21 protein-coding genes and 2 pseudogenes are annotated in these 22612 nt (G+C 66.5%); 9 read left to right on the top strand and 14 right to left on the bottom strand.

Annotated elements, in window-relative coordinates; all coding sequences use genetic code 11:
- Positions 1-28: 28 nt before the first annotated feature.
- Positions 29-1174 (bottom strand): acyl-CoA dehydrogenase family protein, encoded by a 1146-nt coding sequence (locus tag AC5Y6Y_RS00620; protein WP_463824925.1) that lies wholly within the window; start codon positions 1172-1174, stop codon positions 29-31.
- Complete coding sequence (locus tag AC5Y6Y_RS00625; protein ID WP_499928908.1) at positions 1174-1950, bottom strand: crotonase/enoyl-CoA hydratase family protein; 777 nt, start codon at positions 1948-1950, stop codon at positions 1174-1176. Before AC5Y6Y_RS00625 ends, AC5Y6Y_RS00620 begins: the two co-directional genes overlap by 1 nt.
- Positions 1951-2044: 94 nt before the next feature.
- On the opposite strand from AC5Y6Y_RS00625, the pseudogene AC5Y6Y_RS00630 reads away from it, so the two are divergent.
- Positions 2045-3924: pseudogene (locus AC5Y6Y_RS00630) on the top strand (flavin-containing monooxygenase).
- On the top strand, positions 3921-4802 hold the full coding sequence (locus tag AC5Y6Y_RS00635; protein ID WP_499928909.1) for an SDR family NAD(P)-dependent oxidoreductase: 882 nt from the start codon (positions 3921-3923) through the stop codon (positions 4800-4802). Before AC5Y6Y_RS00630 ends, AC5Y6Y_RS00635 begins: the two are co-directional and overlap by 4 nt.
- On the opposite strand, the pseudogene AC5Y6Y_RS00640 reads toward AC5Y6Y_RS00635, so the two are convergent.
- The 6 genes and pseudogenes from AC5Y6Y_RS00640 to AC5Y6Y_RS00665 form a co-directional block, all read right to left on the bottom strand.
- Positions 4743-5425, bottom strand: a pseudogene (locus tag AC5Y6Y_RS00640) (Dabb family protein). The gene AC5Y6Y_RS00635 and the pseudogene AC5Y6Y_RS00640 overlap by 60 nt on opposite strands.
- Positions 5418-5765 (bottom strand): hypothetical protein, encoded by a 348-nt coding sequence (locus AC5Y6Y_RS00645; RefSeq protein ID WP_499922804.1) that lies wholly within the window; start codon positions 5763-5765, stop codon positions 5418-5420. The pseudogene AC5Y6Y_RS00640 and the gene AC5Y6Y_RS00645 overlap by 8 nt, the downstream one beginning before the upstream one ends.
- Entirely contained in the window at positions 5758-6681 is a 924-nt protein-coding gene (lipP1, locus tag AC5Y6Y_RS00650) for a LipP1 family hormone-sensitive lipase (protein ID WP_499928911.1), read from the bottom strand. Before lipP1 ends, AC5Y6Y_RS00645 begins: the two co-directional genes overlap by 8 nt.
- Positions 6678-7478 (bottom strand): IclR family transcriptional regulator, encoded by an 801-nt coding sequence (locus AC5Y6Y_RS00655; protein WP_499928913.1) that lies wholly within the window; start codon positions 7476-7478, stop codon positions 6678-6680. Before AC5Y6Y_RS00655 ends, lipP1 begins: the two co-directional genes overlap by 4 nt.
- 143 nt (positions 7479-7621) lie before the next feature.
- Positions 7622-8530 (bottom strand): biphenyl-2,3-diol 1,2-dioxygenase, encoded by a 909-nt coding sequence (bphC, locus tag AC5Y6Y_RS00660; protein ID WP_463824647.1) that lies wholly within the window; start codon positions 8528-8530, stop codon positions 7622-7624.
- A 15-nt stretch (positions 8531-8545) separates the two neighbouring features.
- Positions 8546-9730, bottom strand: a complete 1185-nt coding sequence (locus AC5Y6Y_RS00665) for an acyl-CoA dehydrogenase family protein (protein ID WP_463824646.1) — start codon at positions 9728-9730, stop codon at positions 8546-8548.
- A gap of 86 nt (positions 9731-9816) precedes the next feature.
- On the opposite strand from AC5Y6Y_RS00665, the gene AC5Y6Y_RS00670 reads away from it, so the two are divergent.
- Together AC5Y6Y_RS00670 and AC5Y6Y_RS00675 are read left to right on the top strand one after the other, a co-directional pair.
- The gene (locus tag AC5Y6Y_RS00670; protein ID WP_499928915.1) at positions 9817-11463 is read left to right on the top strand and encodes a flavin-containing monooxygenase; all 1647 of its coding nucleotides are present in this window, start codon (positions 9817-9819) and stop codon (positions 11461-11463) included.
- Positions 11460-12266 carry a mycofactocin-coupled SDR family oxidoreductase gene (locus tag AC5Y6Y_RS00675; RefSeq protein WP_463824644.1) on the top strand — a complete coding sequence of 269 codons (807 nt, stop codon included), beginning with the start codon at positions 11460-11462 and terminating at the stop codon, positions 12264-12266. Before AC5Y6Y_RS00670 ends, AC5Y6Y_RS00675 begins: the two co-directional genes overlap by 4 nt.
- Positions 12267-12417: 151 nt before the next feature.
- Here AC5Y6Y_RS00675 and AC5Y6Y_RS00680 read toward each other — a convergent pair whose 3' ends face one another.
- Entirely contained in the window at positions 12418-13269 is an 852-nt protein-coding gene (locus AC5Y6Y_RS00680; RefSeq protein ID WP_463824643.1) for an alpha/beta fold hydrolase, read from the bottom strand.
- 93 nt (positions 13270-13362) lie between these two features.
- Between AC5Y6Y_RS00680 and AC5Y6Y_RS00685 the strand changes: the two genes are divergently transcribed.
- A complete protein-coding gene (locus AC5Y6Y_RS00685) occupies positions 13363-14244 on the top strand; it encodes a universal stress protein (RefSeq protein ID WP_463824642.1) in 882 nt (293 codons plus the stop codon).
- Positions 14245-14253: 9 nt separating this feature from the next.
- On the opposite strand, the gene AC5Y6Y_RS00690 is transcribed toward AC5Y6Y_RS00685, so the two are convergent.
- The 3 genes from AC5Y6Y_RS00690 to AC5Y6Y_RS00700 form a co-directional block, all read right to left on the bottom strand.
- Complete coding sequence (locus AC5Y6Y_RS00690) at positions 14254-15036, bottom strand: glutamate racemase (RefSeq protein ID WP_499928917.1); 783 nt, start codon at positions 15034-15036, stop codon at positions 14254-14256.
- 4 nt (positions 15037-15040) lie between these two features.
- Positions 15041-16975: a methyltransferase domain-containing protein gene (locus AC5Y6Y_RS00695; protein WP_499928919.1), complete on the bottom strand. Its 1935-nt coding sequence runs from the start codon at positions 16973-16975 to the stop codon at positions 15041-15043.
- A 153-nt stretch (positions 16976-17128) separates the two neighbouring features.
- Positions 17129-18124, bottom strand: coding sequence for an NAD(P)H-dependent flavin oxidoreductase (locus AC5Y6Y_RS00700; RefSeq protein ID WP_499928921.1), 996 nt, complete (start codon positions 18122-18124; stop codon positions 17129-17131).
- 115 nt (positions 18125-18239) lie between these two features.
- On the opposite strand from AC5Y6Y_RS00700, the gene AC5Y6Y_RS00705 reads away from it, so the two are divergent.
- A complete protein-coding gene (locus AC5Y6Y_RS00705; RefSeq protein WP_499922820.1) occupies positions 18240-18605 on the top strand; it encodes a bleomycin resistance protein in 366 nt (121 codons plus the stop codon).
- Here AC5Y6Y_RS00705 and AC5Y6Y_RS00710 read toward each other — a convergent pair.
- On the bottom strand, positions 18602-18994 hold the full coding sequence (locus AC5Y6Y_RS00710) for a DoxX family protein (protein ID WP_499928923.1): 393 nt from the start codon (positions 18992-18994) through the stop codon (positions 18602-18604). The two genes, AC5Y6Y_RS00705 and AC5Y6Y_RS00710, sit on opposite strands and share 4 nt — an antisense overlap.
- A 100-nt stretch (positions 18995-19094) precedes the next feature.
- Here AC5Y6Y_RS00710 and AC5Y6Y_RS00715 point away from each other — a divergent pair, with 100 nt between their 5' ends.
- Entirely contained in the window at positions 19095-20243 is a 1149-nt protein-coding gene (locus AC5Y6Y_RS00715) for a sulfotransferase family protein (RefSeq protein ID WP_499928926.1), read from the top strand.
- A complete protein-coding gene (locus AC5Y6Y_RS00720; RefSeq protein WP_499928928.1) occupies positions 20233-21291 on the top strand; it encodes a DUF7064 domain-containing protein in 1059 nt (352 codons plus the stop codon). The genes AC5Y6Y_RS00715 and AC5Y6Y_RS00720 overlap by 11 nt, the downstream gene beginning before the upstream one ends.
- Here the strand turns inward: AC5Y6Y_RS00720 and AC5Y6Y_RS00725 are convergent.
- Positions 21288-22067, bottom strand: coding sequence for an SDR family oxidoreductase (locus AC5Y6Y_RS00725; RefSeq protein WP_499928930.1), 780 nt, complete (start codon positions 22065-22067; stop codon positions 21288-21290). The two genes, AC5Y6Y_RS00720 and AC5Y6Y_RS00725, sit on opposite strands and share 4 nt — an antisense overlap.
- Positions 22068-22177: 110 nt before the next feature.
- Between AC5Y6Y_RS00725 and AC5Y6Y_RS00730 the strand changes: the two genes are divergently transcribed.
- Positions 22178-22612, top strand: a complete 435-nt coding sequence (locus AC5Y6Y_RS00730; protein ID WP_499928932.1) for an SRPBCC family protein — start codon at positions 22178-22180, stop codon at positions 22610-22612.

A 22612-nucleotide genomic window follows, 5' to 3' on the forward strand; every position in this document is an offset into this window, starting at 1 on the left:
AGGTCCCGGTCGACGACCGTCCGGCCGGTCACCGTAACCCCAATCCGCGGGCGATGACCCCACGCAACACCTCGTTGGTGCCCCCGCGCAGCGTGAAACCCGGTCGCTGGTCGACCGCCGCCCGGACCAACTCCGTGTAGATCGCGTCGGGGGCATCCAGCACGTCGGCGAACTCCGCGATGTCTCCCTCGGTCGTGGTACCCAGCACCTTGACCACCGCGGCCGGGATGTCGGCCGGATCGTGGCGCTCGAGGGCGCCGGCCACCGCGGTCGACATGTGATGCAGGCCCGCGACACGGGCCACCAGCCGCCCCAGACCCGCATCGCGGGGAATCGCGTTGGCGGCCATCCGATCCGCGCAGACCGCCAGCAGCGGGAAGGTGGACAGGAATCGCTCGGGGCCACTGCGTTCGAAGGCCAGCTCGGACGTGACTTGCCGCCAGCCGTCGCCGATCTCACCGAACACCATGTCATCGGGCACCACCGCACTGTCCAGGATGACCTCGTTGAAATGGTGGGCGCCGTTCATCGAGATGATCGGGCGGATCTCGATGCCGGGACTGCGCAGGTCCACGATGAACTGGCTCAGGCCCGCATGCCGGTGCTGCGGGTCCACCGGTTCGGTACGGGCCAGCGCGATGAACGCTTCGGCGACATGGGCGCCGGAGGTCCACACCTTCGTGCCGGACAGCGACCAGCCGCCCTCGACCCGCTCGGCTCGGGTACGCACGCTGGCCAGGTCGGAACCGGAATCGGGCTCGCTCATCCCGATGCCGAAAAAACATTCCCCGCGCACGATCCGCGGCAGAAAACGCTGCTTCTGCGCTTCGGTGCCGTATTTGAGCAGCGACGGGACTATCTGACGATCGGCGATCCAATGCGCCGCGACCGGGGCGCCGGCGGCCAGCAGCTCCTCGGTGACCACGAAGCGGTCGGTGAAGGTGCGGCCGTGCCCGCCGTACTCGGTCGGCACCGTCATGCCCAGCCACCCGCGTTCAGCCAGCGCGGCGGTGAAGTCCTCGTCCCACCGCGACAACCAGGCGTCGACCGACGGGACGAATGTGCCTGCGGCCAGCTGCTCGGCGATGAACGTGCGCACCTCGGCCCGCAGCGACGCCGTCTCATCGGTCTCGATGCCGGCCGCAGGCACCAACCGCGGGGGCGCGGTAGCCATCAGCTCGTCCGCCACTTGGCGATGCGCTGCTCGTGCTCGGGATCGCGGTGCGCCAGCGGCTGCATGGCGGCGGCCATTCCCAGCGTCGACTCGAGCGACCCGGTGCGCGACTCCTGCAGCAGCCGCTTGGCCATCCGCAATGCGTGCGGCGGGTTCTTGGCGATCCGTTCGGCCAGCTCCCGCGCTGCCGGGAGCAGGTCTTCGTGCGGTACCACCCGGGTGACCAGACCCCACTCCAGCGCGGTCGCAGCGTCGATCCGGTCCCCGGTGAACGTCATCTCGGCGGCCCGTTGGTACCCGACGACGCGCTGCAGGAACCAGCTGCCGCCATCGCCGGGGATGAGGCCGAGTTGGACAAAACTCTCCGCGAAAGATGCACGCTCAGAAGCGATCCGGATATCGCACATGGTCGCCAGGTCACAGCCGGCGCCAATGGCGGCGCCGTTGATCGCACCGATCAAGGGGACTTCGAGCCGGGCCAGGGCCCGGGGGATGCGCTGAATTCCGTCGATATAGGCATGCCGTTGGTCAAGGGGACTCAGCCCGAACATGCCGGCCTGGTCGGCCATCTCCTTGACGTTGCCGCCCGCCGAGAAGATCTTGCCTGCAGCGGTCAGAATCACGGCGCGGACCTCGGTGTCGGCGTTGGCGTGGTCGACCGCAGTCTCGAACGCGGCGATGACGTCCTTGCCGGTGATCGCGTTACCCACGCTGGGCAGGTTGATCGTCCAGGTCCGGATCGGTCCGTCGGAGGCGATGTCCAAAGCGTTGCTCATGCTGGCCACTGTAGGGAGTCCGATTTCGGGCTCGTGTCCCGCTCAGAGGAAAGACTCGTCGTCGACCTGCTCGCCGGCTCCGATACTGACGGGCATGCCCACGCTCGATCCCGGAGAACTCCGGCGCAACCTGCAGCAGGCTGACCCGGGCGTCCTGGTCGCCGTGCTGGCTCAGCTCACCGGCGACCCGTCGGTGGTCGACACATTCGGCCGCGCATCTCACACATCCCCGACCCACCGGAACGCGCCGGGGTCGCCGATGCGGCCACCGCGCAGGCATTGGTCACCGCGGTGATGGCTGCCCTGGATCGGCCCGCCGCGCCGGTCGCGGACCCGGCGCTGTTCCAGCGACTGTTGCCGGTGGCGCTGGGCAGTGAAGTGGACGACGAATTCGTGCCGCTGCTGCTCGAACAGGGTGGTTTTCAGCCTTCCCAGCCGACGTTGCCGCGCACCGTGCCGATTCCGTCGTCGACGACGGTGGCGATCGTCGGCGCGGGCCTGGCCGGCATCGTCACCGCACTAACCGCCACCGACGCCGGTGTCGCCTTCGAGATCTTCGACCGCAACGACGAGGTCGGTGGCACCTGGCTGACGACCACCTACCCAGGCATCGGCGTCGACACACCGTCGGCGTACTACTCGTTATCGCGCGAGGTGAATCCGGAATGGAGCAGCTACTACCCGCAGGGCGCCGAGTACCAGGCGTATCTGGTGGCACTGGCTGACAAGTACGGGCTGCGTGCCCATACGCGGTTCGGCACCGAGGTCGAAGCGCTGTGGTGGGATGAGGACAATTCCCGGTGGCAGATCCACGCCGTCGACCGGCACGGCAACCGCTTCGTCAGCCACGCCCGGGTGGTGGTCACCGCGGCCGGTTACCTCAACCGCCCCCGCTGGCCGGACCTACCGGGCCGAGAAACCTTTGCGGGCACCAGCATTCACTCAGCACAGTGGGACCCGGCGCCGGAGCTGACCGGACAGCGGATCGCCGTCGTGGGCGCTGGATGCACCGCCGTGCAGATCGTCGATGCCTGTGTCGATCAGGTCGCACACCTGACACTGTTCCAGCGACAACCGCATTGGGTGGCGCCGCGTAAGCGACCGACCGACGACGTCCCAGAATACCGCCGATACCTCGGGCGCCATCTGCCGCATTACGCGAAATGGCACCGGCTGAAGTCGTTCTGGGGCACCGCGGACAATAACTACCCGGTCATTCTGCGAGACCCGGACTGGGCTGGATCGCATCTGTCGATCTCACCGGCCAACGACGTGCTGTTGCAGATATGTCTGGACTACATCGACCGGACCTTCGGTGCGGGAAGCGAATTGGCGAAGAAGGTCACGCCTGACTTCGCGCCCTACGGTAAGCGGATCATCCGCGATCCCGGCGGCTACTACGCGGCGCTGACCCGCGACCATGTCGACGTCGAGGCCCGCGAACCCGCGGCGGTCAACCCCGCAGGCATCGTCACCCAGGACGGCAGACAGCTCGATCTCGACGTCATCATCTACGCCACCGGATACCACCTCGACTTCTTGTCCACCATCGACATCCGCGGGCGGGACGGGCGCAGGCTGGCCGACGAGTGGGGCGACAGCCCGGCTGCCTACCGCGGCGGCACTGTGCCGGGCTTTCCCAATCTGTTCATCAACTCTGCACCCAACTACAGCCCCGGCCACGGCGCAGGCGCCAATTTCTCGATGGAGGTGATGGCGCACTACATCGTCGAGTGCCTGCAACTGATGGCGCTGCGCGCGGCGACCACGATGGAAGTGACCCGCGAGGCGTACGAGGAGTATGTGGCCGGAATCGACGAGGCGATGGCCGGCACGGTCTGGTGCCACACTCCCAACGCACACACCTACTACCGTTCCGGTTCGGGCCGGGTCGTGGTGGCCACCCCGTACCGGTTGGTCGACCTCTGGCATCAGCACCGCGCGCCGGTCGAAGAGCATTTCGAGTTGCGATGACGGGATTACTCTGCGACCGAACGGCTTTGGTGACGGGCAGCAGTCGCGGGATCGGCCGCGCGATCGCCCGGCGACTCGCCGCCGAGGGCGCCACCGTCGTAGTGACGGCGCGCTCGCTGGAGCCCTCGCAGTCGGTGCGTGGCGGGATCGGCTCGGCGCTGCCCGGAACAATCGGTGAGACGATTGCACTGATCGAGGCCGCGGGGGGTCGGGCGATCGGCGTGGCGGCTGACTTGGAAGATGCCGCGCAGCGCGACGGACTCATCAATGCGGTGCTCGACCGCACCGGCCGTATCGACATCCTGGTGAACAATGCGGGTTTCGCCGACTACGCGATCGTGCAGGACATGTCGCTGCAGACTTTCGACCGAACGGTCGACCACTACCTGCGGATACCGTTCTTGTTGACCAAAGCCGCTGTCCCGCAGATGCGTAACCAGGGCGCCGGCTGGATCGTCAACATCGGGTCGGTCACCGGGGTGGCACCGGTGCGTCCTTTCCGGGATTACAACAAGACCGCCGGCGACGTCGTCTACGCAGCGTGCAAGGCTGCGCTGCACCGCTTCACGCAGGGGGTGGCGGCCGAGTTGCTGGACGCCAATATCGCGGTCAACTGTGTGGGTCCTTCGACAGCAGTGCGCACTCCCGGTGCCGCGCAACTGATTCCGGAGACGTTCCCGACCGAACCGGTCGAGTACCTGGCCGAAACGGTGCTGGCGATGTGTCAGCTACCCGCTGCCGAGCGCACGGGTGTGGTGGCGTTCAGCCTGCATTACCCGTGGTCACACAGCCTGCCGGTGCATTCGCTGGACGGCCTGTCAGTGCTTCCGTCGCTCGAGCCCCCCGCGACCGCCAGCCCCAATATCCCCGTCGGATAACCGCTCCCAGTGCACAGTCGCGGGCAGCGTGCAGAAACTGTGGCACACCCGATCGCGAACGATGACCCCGGGGCATTCCGGGTCGAACCACCGGTCCACCACCGCCCAGTGGATCGGATGCATCAGATAGGGACCGACCAGACCGTCGGCGTCGGTAAAGGCCTGCTCGAACACGTGCGTCCACCGCGTCTCGCCGACCGCTTCGTCGACCCTGCTCAGCTGCCATGCGGTGATGGTGTTCACGTAGCGCGGCATGGACCGGAGTTCGTCCTCGAACCGCGCGATGGTGTCACCGCCGGTGCCGGGTGTGACCCGCAGCAGCAAAGTGCGGTAAACCTTACCGCGGGTGTGTTGGTGCGGACCGGGTGACCCGGATAGTTGGCCCCGTTGATTCGCGTCACCCCGGGATCCCCGACGGCCGCCGTGAAATCTGCTGCTAGTGCGTGCCATTCGTCTTCGGAGGCAAAGCGCAGGTGAATGAGAACATCGCCGCCGTTGCGGGAACCGGGCATCGTCGGCTGTGCGATCCAGTACGGCGCGCGAGCCGCGACCGCCCGCACGTCGGCGATGATCCGGTCGCGGTCACACGCGGCTACGTCCAGCAACCTGGTGACGCTATACATCACAGAGACCGTCGATGTCCTGCGGGGCCGCGGCGAAAGACCGCGACCGTTGCTCCACCAAGTCGGCTATCCGCGACCACCAATGGGCGAGAGCGGGATCCGATCGCCCCTGCCAGGTCATCTCCCACCAAGCCTGCACACGGGGCAAGGTCCAGGTGATCGTGACGGTGTTGACGTCGTCGTCGAACCAGATCGGCGGGCTCACCAGGACGTCGCGCAGTGTCATGCCCCGATTCCGCGCGCCCGGGGCATAGTCGGCGAGGTAAGCAGTCACGAATTCGCGGGCACACCCCCGCCGGGTGACAACCCGGTCGATCACCACCACTTCTCCGTCAGGCATGGGACGACCCCACAACCGCGTGCAGCGCCGCGCAGGCCTGCTGCCGAGCAGCAATTGCGATGTCCAGAGCAGGCATGCTCATGAAACCGTGTATGCCGCCGTCGAATTGAGTCCGCATCACGGTTACGCCGGCGGCCTGTAGGGCGTCCGCATAAGCCGATGCCTCGTCGCGCAGCGGATCGTGTCCGGCGATCACCAGCACGGCGGGCGGCAGACCCCGCAGGTCGGCGTGCAGCGGCGCGGCGTACGGGTGGGTGCGATCTGCCGGCCGAGGCGCGTACTGGTCCCAATACCACTGCATGGCCGGCTTCGGGTTGTAGTAACCGCTTCCGAACAGCCGGTAGGACTCGGTATCGAAGTCGGCCGCCAGCACCGGATAGATCAGCAGCTGCGCGGCGAGCGCCGGTCCGCCGCGATCACGTGCCATCAGCGTGGTCACCGTGGCCAGGTTGCCACCTGCGCTGTCTCCGCCAACCGCGATACGGCCGGTCTTGGCGCCGAAGGCTCCGGCGGCCGCCGCAGCGGTGACCGCGTACATGTCTTCTGCCGCGGCCGGCCAGCGATGTTCCGGCGCCAGCCGATAGCCTACCGAAATAACAACGGCTGGAACCAGATTGGCGAATGCACGACACAGGCCGTCGTGGCTGTCCAGATCGCAGAACACGAACCCGCCGCCGTGGGCGTACACCAGCACCGGCAGATCGTCAGCGTGCGGCCGGTAGATCCGCACCGGGATGTCACCGCCGGGGCCGGCGACGACGTCGTCGCGAACGTCGGCTACGTGTTCGGGCTCGATTGGTGGAACGAAGCGCGCCCGGATCGCCGCTCTGGCTTGGGCGCCGGACATGGTGTGCACCGGCGGAAATCCCGCGTCGAGCGTCTCCAGCAGCGCGGCGATCTGCGGATCGAGGATCACGCGTATTGCAGCGCGGGGCGCAGCGGTCGCAGCGGCTGTAGGGTCGGAGCGACGCGTTGCGGGCCGTCCTCGACATTGCGCCAGATGCCCATCGCGATCATGCGGACCGGGGCGGCCAGCCGCTGGTCGAACATCATGCGGTTCATGGGACCACACACCGACACCGCCGCCACGGCTTCGGCGGCGGTACCGATCGGGGCGGCGACGCAACCGAATCCGAGTAACGATTCCTCCCGCTCGTAAGCGACGCCGTGAGCGCGCACCTTCGCCAATTCGACCGCGAGCTGGGACCCGGTGGAGATGGAGTACCTGGTCTTACGCACCCGCAGGTCCACGGTGGAGTCTCCGTCGCGGTAGGCCAGCATCGCCTTGCCCACTGCCGTGCAGTGCGCCGGCTGACGACCGCCAACGCGGGTGGGCAGCGCGCTCCCGATGCGCTCGCCGACCTTGTCCAGGTACACCACGTCGGTACCGTCCAGCACTGCCAGATGTACGACAAGACCTGTGGCGCAGTGTAATTCAGCTAGCAGCGGTTTGGCGGCGCGGACCAGCCGATCCTGGTGGACCGCCAGCGAACCCAACTCGACCAGCCGCATTCCGAGTTCGTAGTCCCGTCCGCTGCGCCGCAACCACCGCAGCTGTACCAGTCGCTCGAGCATCCGGTGCGCCGACGATCGGGGCAGACCGGTGCGGCGCACGATCTGGGCCAAGGTGAGTCGCCCGGGTCCGTCGAAGGCGTCCAGGACCAGGGAGATGCGGTCGATGACGGCGCTGGGGGTTTCGACGGTGCCCGACATACAACCTCCTACATGGAATATTCCTAATAGGAATACCACACGAGTGTGTCGGCTGTCACCCTCACCTGCCGAGCAGACGCAGAATCGTCCAAATCATTGCCCTGTGATGCGATTCTGCGTCTGCTCGCGCCACCTCGCGCCACTTACATCCGCATCGCCGCGGGCGGCTCGTCGATCCACTGGTGCCCCCAATAGCTGTCGGCGGTGATTTCCTCTGCGGTGTAGGAGGTTTCGTCGACGCGCATACCCTCGGTGCCGAACTCGATGTCCCAGTCGCCGGGGGCACGCACATAGAACGACACCATCTTGTCGTTGGTGTGGCGTCCCAGCGTGGACGACACCTGGAAGCCGTCGGCATTGACGCGGTCTAGTGCCTGCCCGACAGCGTCGAGGGTGTCCACTTCGACCATGACATGGACCAGTCCCGGGTCGCGCTGATGCATCGCGGGAGCTATGGCCAAACTGTGGTGGCGGGCATTGATGCCCAGGAATCTGACCCGGATCGGTCCGAACTCGGCGGGCAGCGGTATCCGAAACGCGCCACGCGACCGGAATCCCAGCACCTCGGTGTAGAAGTCGAACAACCCGTTAGGGTCCCGCGCCGGTACGACCACATGACCCAGGCCCTGGTCGCCCGTCACGAACTTCGCCCCGAACGGTGTGACGACCGGGCTGTGGTCCAGCACGGCGCCGTGAAACACCTCCAGGGTGGTGCCGGCCGGGTCCTCGAAGGTGATGACCTCTTCGACCCGGCGGGCGTCGGCTTCCCCGACTGACAACTCCTTGACCGGGACGCCGGCGCCGTCCAGCGCGGCCTTGACCCGCCGCAACGCGGCACGGTCGCGGACCTCCCAGCCGACGGTGATCACCCGGTCGGTCTCGCCAGGCACGACGATGATGCGGGCGGCCCGCTCATCCATCCGCAGGTACAACGCATCCGGGTCGGGGCCCTTCCCCTCGGCGAACCCCAGCACGCCGAACGCGAACTTACGCCATCGCTCGATGTCGGCGGTCGAAACTGTAATGTAGCCAAGGCTTTTCAAGTCACTCACGGACAACTCCTCAGATCAGATCAGTGCGCGCAGCGGCCCCATCGGCGGTTCCACGCCGAACGAGCTGAGCGCCGAGGCGTGGTAGGTGGAGCCGGGTACATGGATGGCATGCATCTGGCCGACGTGCACGTCGCGCCAATAGCGTTGCAGCGGCTTGTCCATTCGCGAGGCGTTGCCGCCCGAGCGGGCGAAGATCTCGTCGACGGCCGACACCGCCCGCCACACCGCGCGCACCTGGGTGCGCCGGCCGGCGGCGCGGTCGGCGAAGGACACCTCCTTGCCGGCGGCGACCATGTCATAGATGCGGTCGGCGTTGGCCAGCAGCTCCTGGCGCGCGGCGTTGATGTCGGCAGCGGCTTCGCCGATGGCGTACATGACGTAGGGATCGTCCTTGATTGCAGTCCCGGTCGCGCCGACCCGCTCCCGCTGGTAGTCCAGGTGCGCAGCCAGCGCCCCTTCGGCGATCCCGATGGTGGCCGCGGAGATGCCCAGGGGGAACATCGTCGACCACGGCATCAGGTAGAGCGGTTCAGTCATCCCGGCCTCGCGCTGCGCGGTGCCGTCCATCACCTTGGTCGCGTCCATGGTCCGGTACGTCGGCACGAATGCGTCGGAGACGACGACGTCCTTGGACCCGGTCCCGCGCAGCCCCACCACATTCCACGAGTCGTCGACGATCTGATAATCCTTGCGCGGCAGGATCATGTGGATCATCTTCGGGGGCATCAGCGGTACGCCCTCGGAGTCGGCCAGCATTGCACCCAGGATGATCCAGTCGCAGTGGTCGGTGCCGGAACTGAATTGCCAGTGTCCGTTGAACAGGTAGCCGCCGTCGACCGGCTTGGCCACGCCCTGCGGCGCGTAGGGGGATGCCATCCAGGTGTCGACGTCGTCGGCCCAGATCTCGGCGGCGACCTTCGGGTCGGCGTAGGCCAACTGGTAGGGATGCACGCCGACCACGCCGACGATCCAGCCGGCCGCCGGATCCAGTGCCGCAGTTGCCATCGTCGTCTCGGCGAATTCGCGGGGATGCACCTCGAAGCCCTGGTACTGCTTGGTCTGCAGCAGCCGGATCAACCCCACCGACTTCATCATCTTGACGGTGTCGTCGGTGAGCCGGCCGATCCGCTCTGCCTCGGTGGCCTGCTCGCGCAGTTGGTCGGCTAGCTCTACTACTCGGTCAAGTACCCGCTCGCTCATGCTGTCGTCCTAACGTATGTGGGGCTGCATCTGTGTCTACTCCACTGGGCGCTGCGACTCACCGGCAATCCCGGTCAGCGGACCAGATGCGTCGCAACCCCGGCGGAGGTCCTACGGTGAACGGTGTGGACGATGAGCAGACCCTGGATGCGGTAGTGGTCGGGGCCGGATTCGCCGGTCTGTACGCCCTGCACAAGCTGCGTTCCCAGGGGCTGTCGGTGCGGGTGATCGAGGCCGCGCCGGCGCTCGGTGGTACCTGGTACTACAACCGCTATCCGGGCGCGCGCTGCGATGTGGAAAGCGTCGACTACTGCTACTCGTTCTCCGATGAACTGCAGCAGGAGTGGGACTGGACCGAGAAGTACGCCACCCAGGCCGAAATTCTGCGCTACCTGAACTGGGTCGCCGACAAGCTCGACCTGCGCCGCGACATCGTATTCGAGACTCGCGTCGTCTCGGCCGTGTTCGACGAGGCGACGTTGCGTTGGACGGTCAGCACCGACACCGGGGAAACATTCACCGCGCGGTTCTGTCTGATGGCTACCGGACCGTTGTCGGATGCGATGATCCCCGACGTCAGCGGTCTGGACACCTTCGCAGGCGAGGTCTATCACACCGCACACTGGCCGCACGAGCCCGTGGACTTCACCGGAAAGCGGGTCGCGGTGATCGGCACCGGATCCTCTGGCATTCAGACGATTCCGATCATCGCCGAGCAGGCCGCACATCTCTACGTCTTGCAGCGCACCCCGAACTTCAGTGTGCCGGCCGGCAACGCGCCCTTGTCCGCAGCAGAACTCGCCGAGATCAAGGCCGGCTACGCCGAACGCCGCCGCCTGTCCTGGCTCAGCGGTGGCGGCTCGCCGCACCTCACCGCGGCGAAGCCGACGATGGAATTCAGCCCCGACGAGCGGCGTGCTGCCTTTGAAAAGCGTTGGCAGCTGGGCGGTGTGCTGTATTCGAAGACATTCCCGGATCAGATGACAGACGTGACGGCCAACGACGAGGCGCGCCGATTCTACGAGGAGAAAATCCGCGCCGTGATCGACGATCCCGCGACAGCAGAGTTGCTGATTCCCAACGACCATCCGATCGGGACCAAGCGAATCTGCACCGACAGCAACTACTTTCAGACCTTCAATAAGCCGAACGTATCGCTGATCAGCGTGCGCGCCACCCCGATCGAATCGATCGACCCCACCGGCATCAACACCTCAGCCGGCCACTACGACCTTGATGCGATCGTGTTCGCCACCGGTTTCGATGCACTGACCGGGGCGCTGGGCAAGATCGACATCGTCGGTCGCGACGGAGTGTCGTTGCGCGATAACTGGGCACACGGACCCCGTACCTACCTCGGCCTGGGCATCGACGGATTCCCCAACCTGTTCGTGATTTCGGGCCCCGGGGCTCCCGCCGTACTGGCGAACATGGTGTTGCACGCGGAGGCGCACGTGAACTGGATCGCCGACGCCATCGGCTACCTCGACGACCACGCCTATGCCGCAATGGAACCCACCCGGGATGCGGTGGACGGTTGGGGCGTGGAGTTGAAGCGACGCGCCGACGCGTCCCTGTTCGTCAAGGCCGACTCCTGGTACATGGGCGCCAATGTGCCCGGAAAGCCCCGAGGTTTCATGTTGTTCGTCGGTGGGTTCGCCACCTACAACCAGATCTGCGCTGAGGTCGCAGATGCCGGCTACAAGGGATTCGACCTCCTCAAGGCGCCATGAGCACAGGTTTGGCGGGCCGGGCCGTCCTGGTCACCGGGGCATCGCGGGGGACCGGCCGGGTGCACTGCCTCCGGTTCGCTGAGGAAGGCGCCGACGTGATCGCGCTCGACTTCCCGCAGGCCGCCGACGAATTACGCGTCACGGCAAGCGAAGTCGAGGAACGTGGTCGCCGTTGCGTGACGGGCCTGGCTGATGTCGCCGATCTCGCTGCGCTCACCGGTGTCGTCGACGCCGCGGTCAGCGAGGTGGGTCGGCTGGACGTGGTGATCGCTAACGCCGGGATCCACACCGCCGGCGCGCCGTCATGGGAGCTGGACCCGCAGGTATGGCAACGCACACTCGACATCAACCTCACCGGGGTGTGGCACACGGTCCGGGCGTCGGTGCCGCACCTCGGCCCGGACGGGGGATCGGTGGTCATCATCAGCTCCACCAACGGAATTCGGGGTACCGCCAACACCGCGCACTACACCGCCAGCAAGCATGCCGTGGTCGGCCTGGCCCGCACGCTGGCCAACGAGCTCGGCGCGCGCAGGATCCGGGTCAATACGGTGCATCCCGGCGCCGTGGCGACCCCGATGGTGCTGAATGACGATACTTTCCGTCGCCTGCGTCCAGATCTGGAGAATCCGACGGCAGCCGACGCCGCCGAGGTGCTGATGGCGCGCAACCTGTTGCCGGTGCCGTGGGTCGAGCCGGTCGACATCGCCAACGCCGTGGTCTTCCTCGCCTCCGAGCAGGGCCGATACATCACCGGCACCCAGCTCGTCGTGGATGCCGGTCTGACGCAGAAGACCACATGAGACTGGCCGGTAAAGTTGCCCTGATCACCGGTGCGGCGCCGAACGCTGAAGCGACCGGCTTCCCCGGCGTTGACACTGCGCCGGCGGTGTCGTGCTCCCGCAGTTTTGCGCCCTGCACGCAGAGTGATGTGTCGTCGGCCGGGGCCCATGACTAGCGGGACAGGAACGCCAGCACTGTGCTCTCGAACGCGGCCTTGGCTTCAATCATCGCCCAGTGCCCACAGTTGGGGAATACGTGCAGTTCGGCATTGGGAATGGTGCGCATCGGGATCAGCGCCATGTCGAGCGGGCTCACCCGGTCGTCGCGTCCCCAGGTCAGCAAGGTCGGTGCGGTCACCTTGTGCATCACCGCCCACGGCATCGGTCGGTCGGCGGCGCTCATCGCCGCCATCATCGCCGCATACGCGGCCTTCCCGTACATGCGGCGCGCTGCGGCCAGGGTCTGGGGATCGATGGCCAGTTGCCAGCGTTCCTCGACGAGTTCCTCGGTCACCAAGGCCTGGTCGTACACCATCGACTTGAGCCAGTCGACGAGTCGTTGCCTGGTCGGTTCTTCGGTGAACTCCTGCAGCAGTCGGATTCCCTCGCTGGGACCGGGACTGAAGGTGTTGGTGCCGATGCCGCCGATGGTCACCAAACGGTCGATACGGTCGGCGTGCCGGATGGCGAAGTTGATCCCCACCCCGCCCCCCATCGAATTGCCGATGATGTGTACCCGCTCAATATCCAGCGCATCCAAGAACGGCGCCACCACCCCCTGGGCGGTGATCATCGGGTGGCCACCGAGATCGTCGGTAACGCCGAAACCGGGGAATTCCAGGATGAGGCAACGGAAGTGGTCCGCGAAGGCGGGCAGTACACCACAGAAGTTGCGCCACCCGGTCACGCCGGGGCCCGAGCCGTGTAGGAACAGCAGGGTGGGTGCGCCGTCGTTGGCCGAGTCGTAGTAGCGCAACACACCGGCGGAGGTGTCGATGTCGCGGAGGTCAGAAGTGTTGGGCACCACCGTCACCCTGCCATGCTGTTGCAGACGCGCGGCGGCGGTGTACCGCTGAGCGGGTATGTCGGTGTTGGAGAAGTGTGAGGAAGGAATGAGATGAACGCATCCGTCGAGCGGCAGGGCTTGGTCGTGGGAGTTGACGGGTCGCCGTCATCGAACGCTGCCGTTGTCTGGGCGGCCCGTGACGCGGCGCTTCGCAATGTCCCGTTGACCCTGGTTCACATGCTCAATGCCTACGTGCCGACGTTTCCGCAGATACCGCTGCCGGGCGGGGCGGCGGTATGGCAGGAAGACGACGGCCGCCGGATACTCGGTCAGGCAGTCGACCTTGCGCACGAGGCCGTGGGCGCGGATCGGACGATTCAGATCGCGAGCAAACTGAAGACCTCGCCGCCGGTCCCGACACTGGTCGAGCTGTCCGAGCGGGCCGAGCGGATCGTCGTCGGCAGCAACGGGCGGGGCGTGGTAGGGCGGGTCCTGCTGGGTTCGGTGAGTTCCGGTGTCATGCACGGCGCCAAGTGTCCTGTCGTCATCGTCCGCGACGAGGAGCCCGCGCCTGCCGCCGATGCTCCGGTGGTGGTCGGAATCGACGGGTCGGAGGTCTCGGAACTGGCCACCGACATCGCGTTCGACGAGGCGTCGCGTCGTGGTGTCGAGTTGGTGGCGGTGCACGCCTGGAGCGACGGCGAGGTTCTCGACCTCGGCGGGTTCGACTGGGCGGAGCTGGAGTCACAAGCGGGACAGATCCTGGGCGAGCGGCTGGCCCGGTGGCAGGAGCGCTATCCCGATGTCACCGTGCGACGCCGGGTGGTCCGGGACCGGGCGGCCCGCGAGCTGATCGATCAGTCCCGCTCGGCGCAACTGGTGGTGGTCGGAAGCCACGGCCGCGGCTGGATCGCCCAGCTCATGCTCGGCTCGGTCAGCCACGCGGTGGTGCATTCGGTGCACACGCCGGTGATCGTGGCGCGGCCCAGGTAATCCGCCGGGTCAGCAGGCCACGGCGGGTGGGTCTCGGTACCCGACGGTGGCAGCAGTCAGGACGGTGCCCCAGGCCCGCGCCGCGCCGCGCCGCATCGCCTCCGGGTCGCCCGAGGTGAGGAAAAGTCGGGTGGCCGGCGCCGCCTGCTGCAACTGCGGATACCGCGCGGCGATCGCGGCGGCCATGTGTTCGGCCGGATCGATCAGCCGGGTCTGCGGTAGCGCGTCCGCGAACCAGCGGGCGGCAGCGGGGTAGTGCGTGCAGGCCAGCACCAAGGCGTCCATTCGACGAAGCGGCGCCACGATTTTGGCCAAATCCGCCCGAAACCGCGGGGAGCCGGTGTGACCGGCTTCGATGTGCGCGGACAGCGGCTGTGCCACTCGGGACACCACCACCCGCCCGGGTCGGGCGAGTCCGCGGCGGTAGTGACCGGCGGTGATGGTGCGCCGCCCGCCCACCACCCCGACGCGGTCCAGCTCGTTGGGAACCGAGGCCAACCCATGAGTGATGATTCCCCGCACCGGAACCGTGGCGGCGCCCAGTCGGTGCGTCACCGTGCTGGCAGCGTTGCAGGCCAGCGCCACCTCGGTCACGCCTCGCTCGGCCAGTGCGCTGACCACTGTCAACAGCCGATCGGTCAACTCATCGGCGGTCATCCGGCCATACGGCAGCACACCGGCATCCGACCAGTACAGCACCGGCAGGCCGGGCACCGACCGGTCCAGGGCTTTGAGCAGGCCGACACCGCCGATACCCCAATCGACGATGCCCAGGCAGGAATTCGGGCTCATGGCGTCACGGGTAAGACAGGGGCGCGGTCTGCCCCTTCGTCAACGGTCCGGAGTCGAAGGCCAGCACCCGCGCGGACATGGTGGCTGTCAATGTGTGCAGTCGGCTGTCGGGGAAACGGCTGCCGAAATACCACCGGTACTCGTGCTCGGCACGAATTGGGTTGTGTTGCAGCATGTTCTGCCAATCCGGGTGGGTGGTCAGGGAGGCCAGATCGGTGACGAACTGAGGCCGGGTGCGTCGGGTGCGCACGTGTGCGGCGGCCGAGCGGGCCAGCACCGGTAGATCGCGCATCCGGGCCGGTTTTTCGACCATATCGACCACCCACAATCGACCACCGGGAGCCAGCACCCGGCGGATCTCGGCCATCACCGGATCCCAATCCAGGTAGCGGAACGAGAGGAACGAGACCACCACGTCCACGTGATCGTCAGGCACGTCCAGCACGGGTCCGTCGACCTTGCCGAAGCGCAGCCTGCCGCGGCCGTGGCTGCGCTCGCGTGCCCGGGCGAGCATGCCAGCCGAACTGTCCACGCCGACGGCGAAGTCGATGTGGCCGTTGTCATCCAGGGCGCGCAGCAGAGCGCCGTTGCCGCAACCGATCTCGAGCACCCGAACGCGGCGGCCGAGGTCGTCGTGGACCGCGGCAATCCGATTGGCCACCCACTTCCACTCCGCGTCGCGGACCCGGATGTCGGCGTAGGCGCGGTCGTAGAGTTCAGCCACCCGGTCGTACGAACGCTCGGGATGGGTTGCGGCGGGCCGACTTTCCATCATCGGTTCGGCGGCGCAACCCAGATACTTGCGCATACTTCCGGACCACCCGTGCGACTTCTTGCCCGGAGCCGCGATCAGGTAAAGATTCGGGCGAGCCGCCGGTTGACGGCCCGCCCACGCAAACCGGTCCCTGCGAGCGGACACGGTGGTGTAGTTGTGGTTGCCGAACGCGGACACCCCGAACACGTCGGCGAAGAACGGGGCGAACCAGCGCGCGGTTCGGCAGGCGTGGAAGTAAGCCCGTCCGTCGGGGGTGAACGGAATGGTGATGGCCCGCCATTCGTGCGGTGAGAACTGCTCAGGCCACTCCGTGGAACCGAACATGGGGCCGTACATGCCCGCATGGCCGATCAGGTGCAGTTGACTGAGCACCCGACCGCACAGCGCCAGCCAGGCGAGTTCGGTTTCAAACTCAGTCTTGTGGCGCAGACCGGAGACGATCACTTCGGCCTCGGGGTGTGCGGCGGACAATTCGCGTCCCATGGTGGCGGCCGCCACGGCGAACTCCGCCGAACCGCCGCGGTAGTGGGTGGTGTATCCCACCCAGATGACCGGCTTGGTCTGAGTTTTCGGCGCGATGGCGGCGAACGGGATGCGGGGATGGTCGCCTGCTGGGATCCAGGCGCCGTAGTCGCCGACGAGTTCGAGCGCCTCGCGGTGCTCCATGTCGAACACTCGCATGCCGGCCGGTGGTGGGCTGTACAGGTGCAGCGTGATGCCGTCGGTCTCGGCCGCCATGTCGTGGATGACGTCGGGCGAAATCGTGATCGCCGCCGCCGGCTGCCGCGTGGTCTCCTCGGTAGCCGCGAGTTGTGTTCCCGCCCAGTCGAATCGGCGTTCGTGGAACCGCCCGGTGACGGGGATGACGATGCCGCTGGAGCCGCCGTGGTCATGGGGGGCGCACCGGTGGCCCGGTCGCCAGCGGGCGAGCATGATCTCCACCCGGTCGTCGACGCGCAAAATCGACCGCGAGTAGGGTTCGCCGTCGTTGGGGTCCTGCGCCAGTGCCGACAACAACGGTCTGGCTGCCGCGGTGGCGGCCAGCAGTTCAGGTCCGGGGACCTCGCCGCTGATCGCGGTCGCGGTGAGTGCGTCGAGCAGCGGTGCCAATTCGGCGAGTCGCTCGCGCAGGTCAGGAGGCAGCGGGTGCGCGATGTCGGTCATTTCAGGTTCCCTTTTCGACGAAGCCGCCCGAAGTGGCCGTCGTAATGGCGTGGGTAGATGAGTCGTTGCGGTGTTGTTATCGACGCAACGTTCTCGCCGGGACCTAAAAGGATTCTTGAAAGATTCTTGGAGCGCCTGGCCGGCGCCGAGATGTCAGGCCGAAGCCGGGGCTGCTGCCGAGGTCATGCCGGCCAACCGGCCCGAAATCAGTTCCTCTGCTTCGCTGACGATACGCGTCACCAGTTCGCCGACGGTGGGGATGTCGTTGATCAGACCCATGGCTGTACTGACGCTCCAGATGCCGGCGTCGACATCACCGTCGTCGAACACCTTGCGGCCCCGGGTGCCGGCCACCAGGTCCTTGATGTCCTCGAACTGGCCGCCGTCCTTCAGGATTTCGACGACTTCGCGGGACACCACGTTGGAAGCCACCCGTGCGGTGTTGCGCAGGCTGCGGAAGATCAACTCGGTGCCGCGCTCGTCGCCGGCCACGATGGCCTCCTTGACGTTCTGGTGGATACACGATTCGGCGGTGCACATGAAGCGCGAACCCATATTGATGCCGTCGGCACCCAGCGCCAAGGCGGCGACCAGGCCGCGGGCATCGGCAAAACCGCCGGAGGCGATCATCGGGATCTCGATCTTGTCAGCCGCCGCCGGGATCAGCACCAGGCCAGGGATGTCATCCTCGCCGGGGTGGCCGGCGCACTCGAAGCCGTCGATGCTGATGCCGTCGACGCCCAGGCTCTGCGCTTTGACCGCATGGCGCACCGAAGTGCACTTGTGCAGCACCTTGATTCCGTTGTCGTGGAACATCGGCAGATGCGGTGCCGGGTTGGAGCCGGCAGTCTCGACGATCTTGATGCCCGCCTCGACGATCACCTGGCGGTATTCGTCGTACGGCGGCGGGTTGATCGCCGGCAGGATCGTCAGGTTCACCCCGAACGGCTTGTCGGTCAGGTCGCGGGTCTTGGCGATCTCATTGGCCAGATCTGCCGGTGTCGGCTGGGTGAGCGCGGTGATGAAACCCAATGCGCCCGCATTGGCAACGGCGGCAACCAATTCCGCGCGCCCGACCCACTGCATGCCGCCCTGGGCGATGGGGTGCTCGACGCCGAACGCCTCGGTGAACTTCGTAGTCAGTGCCACTCTGCTGTCTCCTGTTGTGTGCTGCTCCCGCAAGTTACGGTAAGCGGCGCCGATGCGTTCGGTGACAGCGGGCTACCGAATCCGGTGGCTCCGAGCCAGGTGACAGACTGCCGAGGTGCCTGACGTCGAATTCACCTCAGTGGCGCCGATCGTGCCCGTGCGCGACCTCGCGGCCGCCTTGGACCGCTACCGCCGGCTCGGTTTCGACACCCGCGCCTACGACGGCCCCGACCGCTACGGCTTCGTCGACCGTGGATCGGTGTCCCTGCACCTGACCGAGTGGGCCGAACACGATCCGCTGACCACCGCCGCCGGTGTCTACCTGTACGTCAGTGACGCCGATGCCTTACACGCGCAGTGGAAAGCGTTGGACGGTCTCGGCGGCCGGCTGCACCCGGTGCGCGAAACTCCGTACGGATTACGAGAGTTCGCCTATGTGGACCCGGACGGCACCCTGCACCGCGTCGGGTCGCGAACCTAACTGTTGCGGTAAACCTTGAGCGCGGCGGTGATCATCGGAATCTGCAGCGGCAGACGGGCAATGGCGAGGGCTCGCATGTACCACGGCTTGTCCCACCACAGCCGGACCATGTTGACATTGCCGGGAAAGACCCCGAGAAACAGCGCGACGGCCGCCAGCGCCCCGAGTTTCCGGGTTGGCGGCGCAAGCAGCAAGGCCCCGATGCCGACCTCCGCGACGCCGGAAGCGTGAGTGTAGAACCGCGCGGTTCCGGGCAGTTCGACCGGGATGATCTCGTCGAACGGTTTGGGTGCGGCGAAGTGCAGGATCCCCATGCCGACCAAACCCGCACCCATCCGGGATGCGGTTTTCTGGGCTGAGTCACGCTGAGCTATTGCAGTGGAGGTCATGCACCCAGTGTGACCGACCGACTAGCCATACAAACTTGGCATGGCTGTATTCCCTAATCGGTATTACCGACCGCACCGCTCTGGCTCTATCGTCGGCCGTGTGCCCTCCATCGATCAGGTGCTCGGCGAGGCCCGCGCGCAGACCGGCCTGAAAGACTTCGGTGCAGAATCATTCCGCGACGGTCTGGCTATCCTGTTGTCCGCACTCGACCGCGAAGCTCGGCTGAACGACCGGGGACAGGCGTTTTTGCGGCAGCGCATCGTCGGTTATCTCGCACAGCGTCTGCAGGTCGAGGACTGGTATCGGCGGCACCCCGAAATCGACGACGTGCCGCTGGTGCAGCCAGTGATCGGACTGGGGCTGCCGCGTACCGGCTCGACGGCGTTGTCGATGTTGCTGGCCCAGGATCCCGAGGTGCGCTATCTGCGCCGGTGGGAGTCGTCGCAGCCGTGCCCGCCGCCCGCGACGGTGCGGGGACCCGACCCACGCATCCCGCCCAACAAGGGCGAAATGGTCGGCACCCGTTACCACGTGCCGGCCGCAGTCCACGGTCCGATGGAATGCCACGAGCTGATGGCGTTGAATTTCACGTCGCACATCTTTCAGTCGTTCGCCGAAATACCCTCCTATTCATCGTGGTTGGTCGACTCGGCGGATCTGACGTCCACGTACCGCTATCAGCGTCGGGTGATGAAACTGTTGCAATTCGGGGAGCCGCACCGGCCTTGGCGGTTGAAGTGTCCGTCGCACGTGCTGTGGCTCGACGCCTTGAATGCGGTTTTTCCCGACGCACGGTTTGTGATGACACACCGCGACCCCACCGACGTCATCTTGTCGGTTGCCGACCTCTACGCCGACATCATCGGGTCGTTCAGCGACGACGTCGACCTCAAGTACATCGGCCGGCTCAACGTCGAACACTGGTCGCGCGGCATGCAACGGGTCCTGGAATTCCGCGCGGACGATGCCGACGAGCGCTTCTACGACATCGATTTCGTTGCCATGCAACATGATCCGATCGGTGTGGTCACCGAGTTGTACGGTTGGCTGGGGTTGCCGGTGGGGGAGGAGTTCGAAGCGCGCATGCACAGTTGGTGGGCGGCAGCGGCCGCCGAACGCGAACCGCCGTCGCACGCAGACCCGGCGGCGTTCGGCATCGACTTCGACGAGCTGCGAGCACTTTTCGCCGGATACGTCGGCGCCGCGCGGAACTGGACCGCCAATGTCAAGGATTCCCATGTCCATTGACCTGACCGGCGGTATCGACCCGGCCCGCGAACTCGTCTTCGCGCAACGCCCCGACGACCCCGAGATGCGTGACTCGGTCAGCTTGTGGGTGGTCGACGACCGCGGCGAACTGGGCTTGCCGCGTATCGGTATCGAAGCGGTCGCCGCCAACTGGGACGCCCATGACATTCAGGTCAATGTCGCGTTCCCCGACGGGCGCGTGTACCGGCTGCGGACCAATGGCACGTCGCTACCGGCGCTGGACAATGCCGGCCGACCCACGGTGCTCGGCGCCGGCGGCTTGGTGTTTCAGTGCATCGAACCGTTCAAGACCTGGACGATGAGCTACGACGGTCCCGCGGTGCAGACTTCGTCCGCCGATCTGGTCCGAGGCCGCAGAGACGGCCCGACGGTCGTTATCAGCTTTCACGTCGAGGCCACCATGGCCGTTCCGCCTTGGGTGCAGGGTGCGCTGCGGACCGACGCCGCGCTGCAGCTGCAGGACTCGATCGGCAACATGATGGGTGGCCCCCGCTACGAACAACTGTTCACCGCTGTCGGGCGGGTATCGGTCGCTGCAACCGAAAAACGTTTCACCGGAAGCGGATTGCGGATCCGCAGACAAGGGGTGCGCAAGCTCGCCGGATTCTGGGGGCACTGCTGGCAGTCCGCGGTCTTCCCCAGCGGCAAGGCATTCGGTTACATCGCCTACCCGCCGCGGCCGGACGGCCAGCCGAGCTACAACGAGGGATTTGTGTTCAGCGGCTCCGGCACGCTGATACCGGCACGCGCGGTGCAAGCACCCTGGCTGACCCGACTCGAACCGGGGCCCGACGACGTGTCACTGGTGCTGGAGACAGCCGAAGGAACCGTCGCAATCGACGGGCAAACGGTGTTCACCACCCACGACATCCACCACAACGACGATATGTATTCGATGCAGGCGCTCAAGCAGGAGACGTCCAGCTTCCCCGCGGTGCAGCAGGCGGGGGTGCGCTATCGCTGGGACGGCGAGGAAACCTTCGGCATGCTGGAACGGTCCAACCCGCTCGACAAGCTCACGCGTTAAACGCCGGTGGCGCGGCGGTTGATCTCACGCAGCATCCAGGTCGGCGCGGCGTTGGCGATAGTCATCAGTGCCTTGGCCTGCCTGCCGACCGCATAGTGCGGCCCATGCGGCAGCCGGGGCCGGCCCTGCGCGACCTTCAAAATCGTGTCGGCGACGTCGTCAACGGTGAGCGAAATTCCCATCGTGCGCGTGCTGCCGGTGTCCACACCGTCCACCATTCCGGTGTCGACGAACAGCGGCCACACCGCACACACCCGGATGTCGTCGGCAGCCCATTCCAAATCGAGCGCTTCGGTGAGTCCGCGGATCGCGAACTTGGAGGCCGAGTACGTCGCGAGTTCGGCCTGACCGTACATGGCGGACGCAGACGACACGTTGATGACCTGAGCGTTGGGCGTCGCGCGCAGATATGGATATGCCGAATGGCAGCCGTTCAGCGTTCCACCCACATTGACGTCGATGATGCTGCGCTGATCCGGCAGTGATATGTCCACAAAGCGGCCGGCCTTGAGGATGCCGGCATTGTTGATCAGCACATCCAACGTGCCGCCGGTGTGTTCGGCCAGTTCGCGGAGCCGGGTGGCCCAGGCGTCCGGGTCCTGCACCTCGAGGGAGTCCACCACCGCCTCGGGCCGCAGCTGTTCCCGCAGCTCGTCGAGCGCCTTCCGGTTACGGCCGTACGCGGCCACCCGGTAACCCGCCTCGTCGAACTTGAGCGCCGTGGCGCGGCCGATGCCTGCGGTCGCGCCGGTGATGGCGACGGTTTTGCTGCTCACGGTTCATGTCGTTCCCCCCTGGCGCAGGGTGTAACCGGAATCGGCAGGGGTAAATGCCGTTGCACCAGCGGGCAATAGCCGGGCAGCGCCGGCGTCTAGCATGAGTGGCCATGGTCGAAATTCGCGTGGAACGCCGAATCGCCGCACCCGTGGAACAGGTCTTCGACTGGCTGGCCGACCCGGCGGCCCTGGTCGCGGCTCCGCTGGTGATCACGTCGGGGTGGGCGAAGAACTCACTGGCCGAGGGTGCGGGCGCGGTCCGGGAAGTGTGGGGGACCGGTATGTGGTTCCGCGAAGAGATCACCGCCTACGACCGGCCGCACAGCTACACCTACCTGATCGTGCGCTCGGTCCCCGGATTCGATCACGAGGGCGGCACCTTGACCTTCACCCCCTCCGGCGATGGCACCCAGGTGGACTGGCTGACCAACTACACCCACCCGGTGTATGCCGGCGGCAAGCTGATGGAGAAGGTCAGTCGCCCGCTGCTGCGGCTGAGCTTTCAGGCGATTCTGAATCGCTGCGCCAACGACCTGGAGAGCTGA

The organism is Mycobacterium sp. NGS24 (assembly GCF_059813065.1).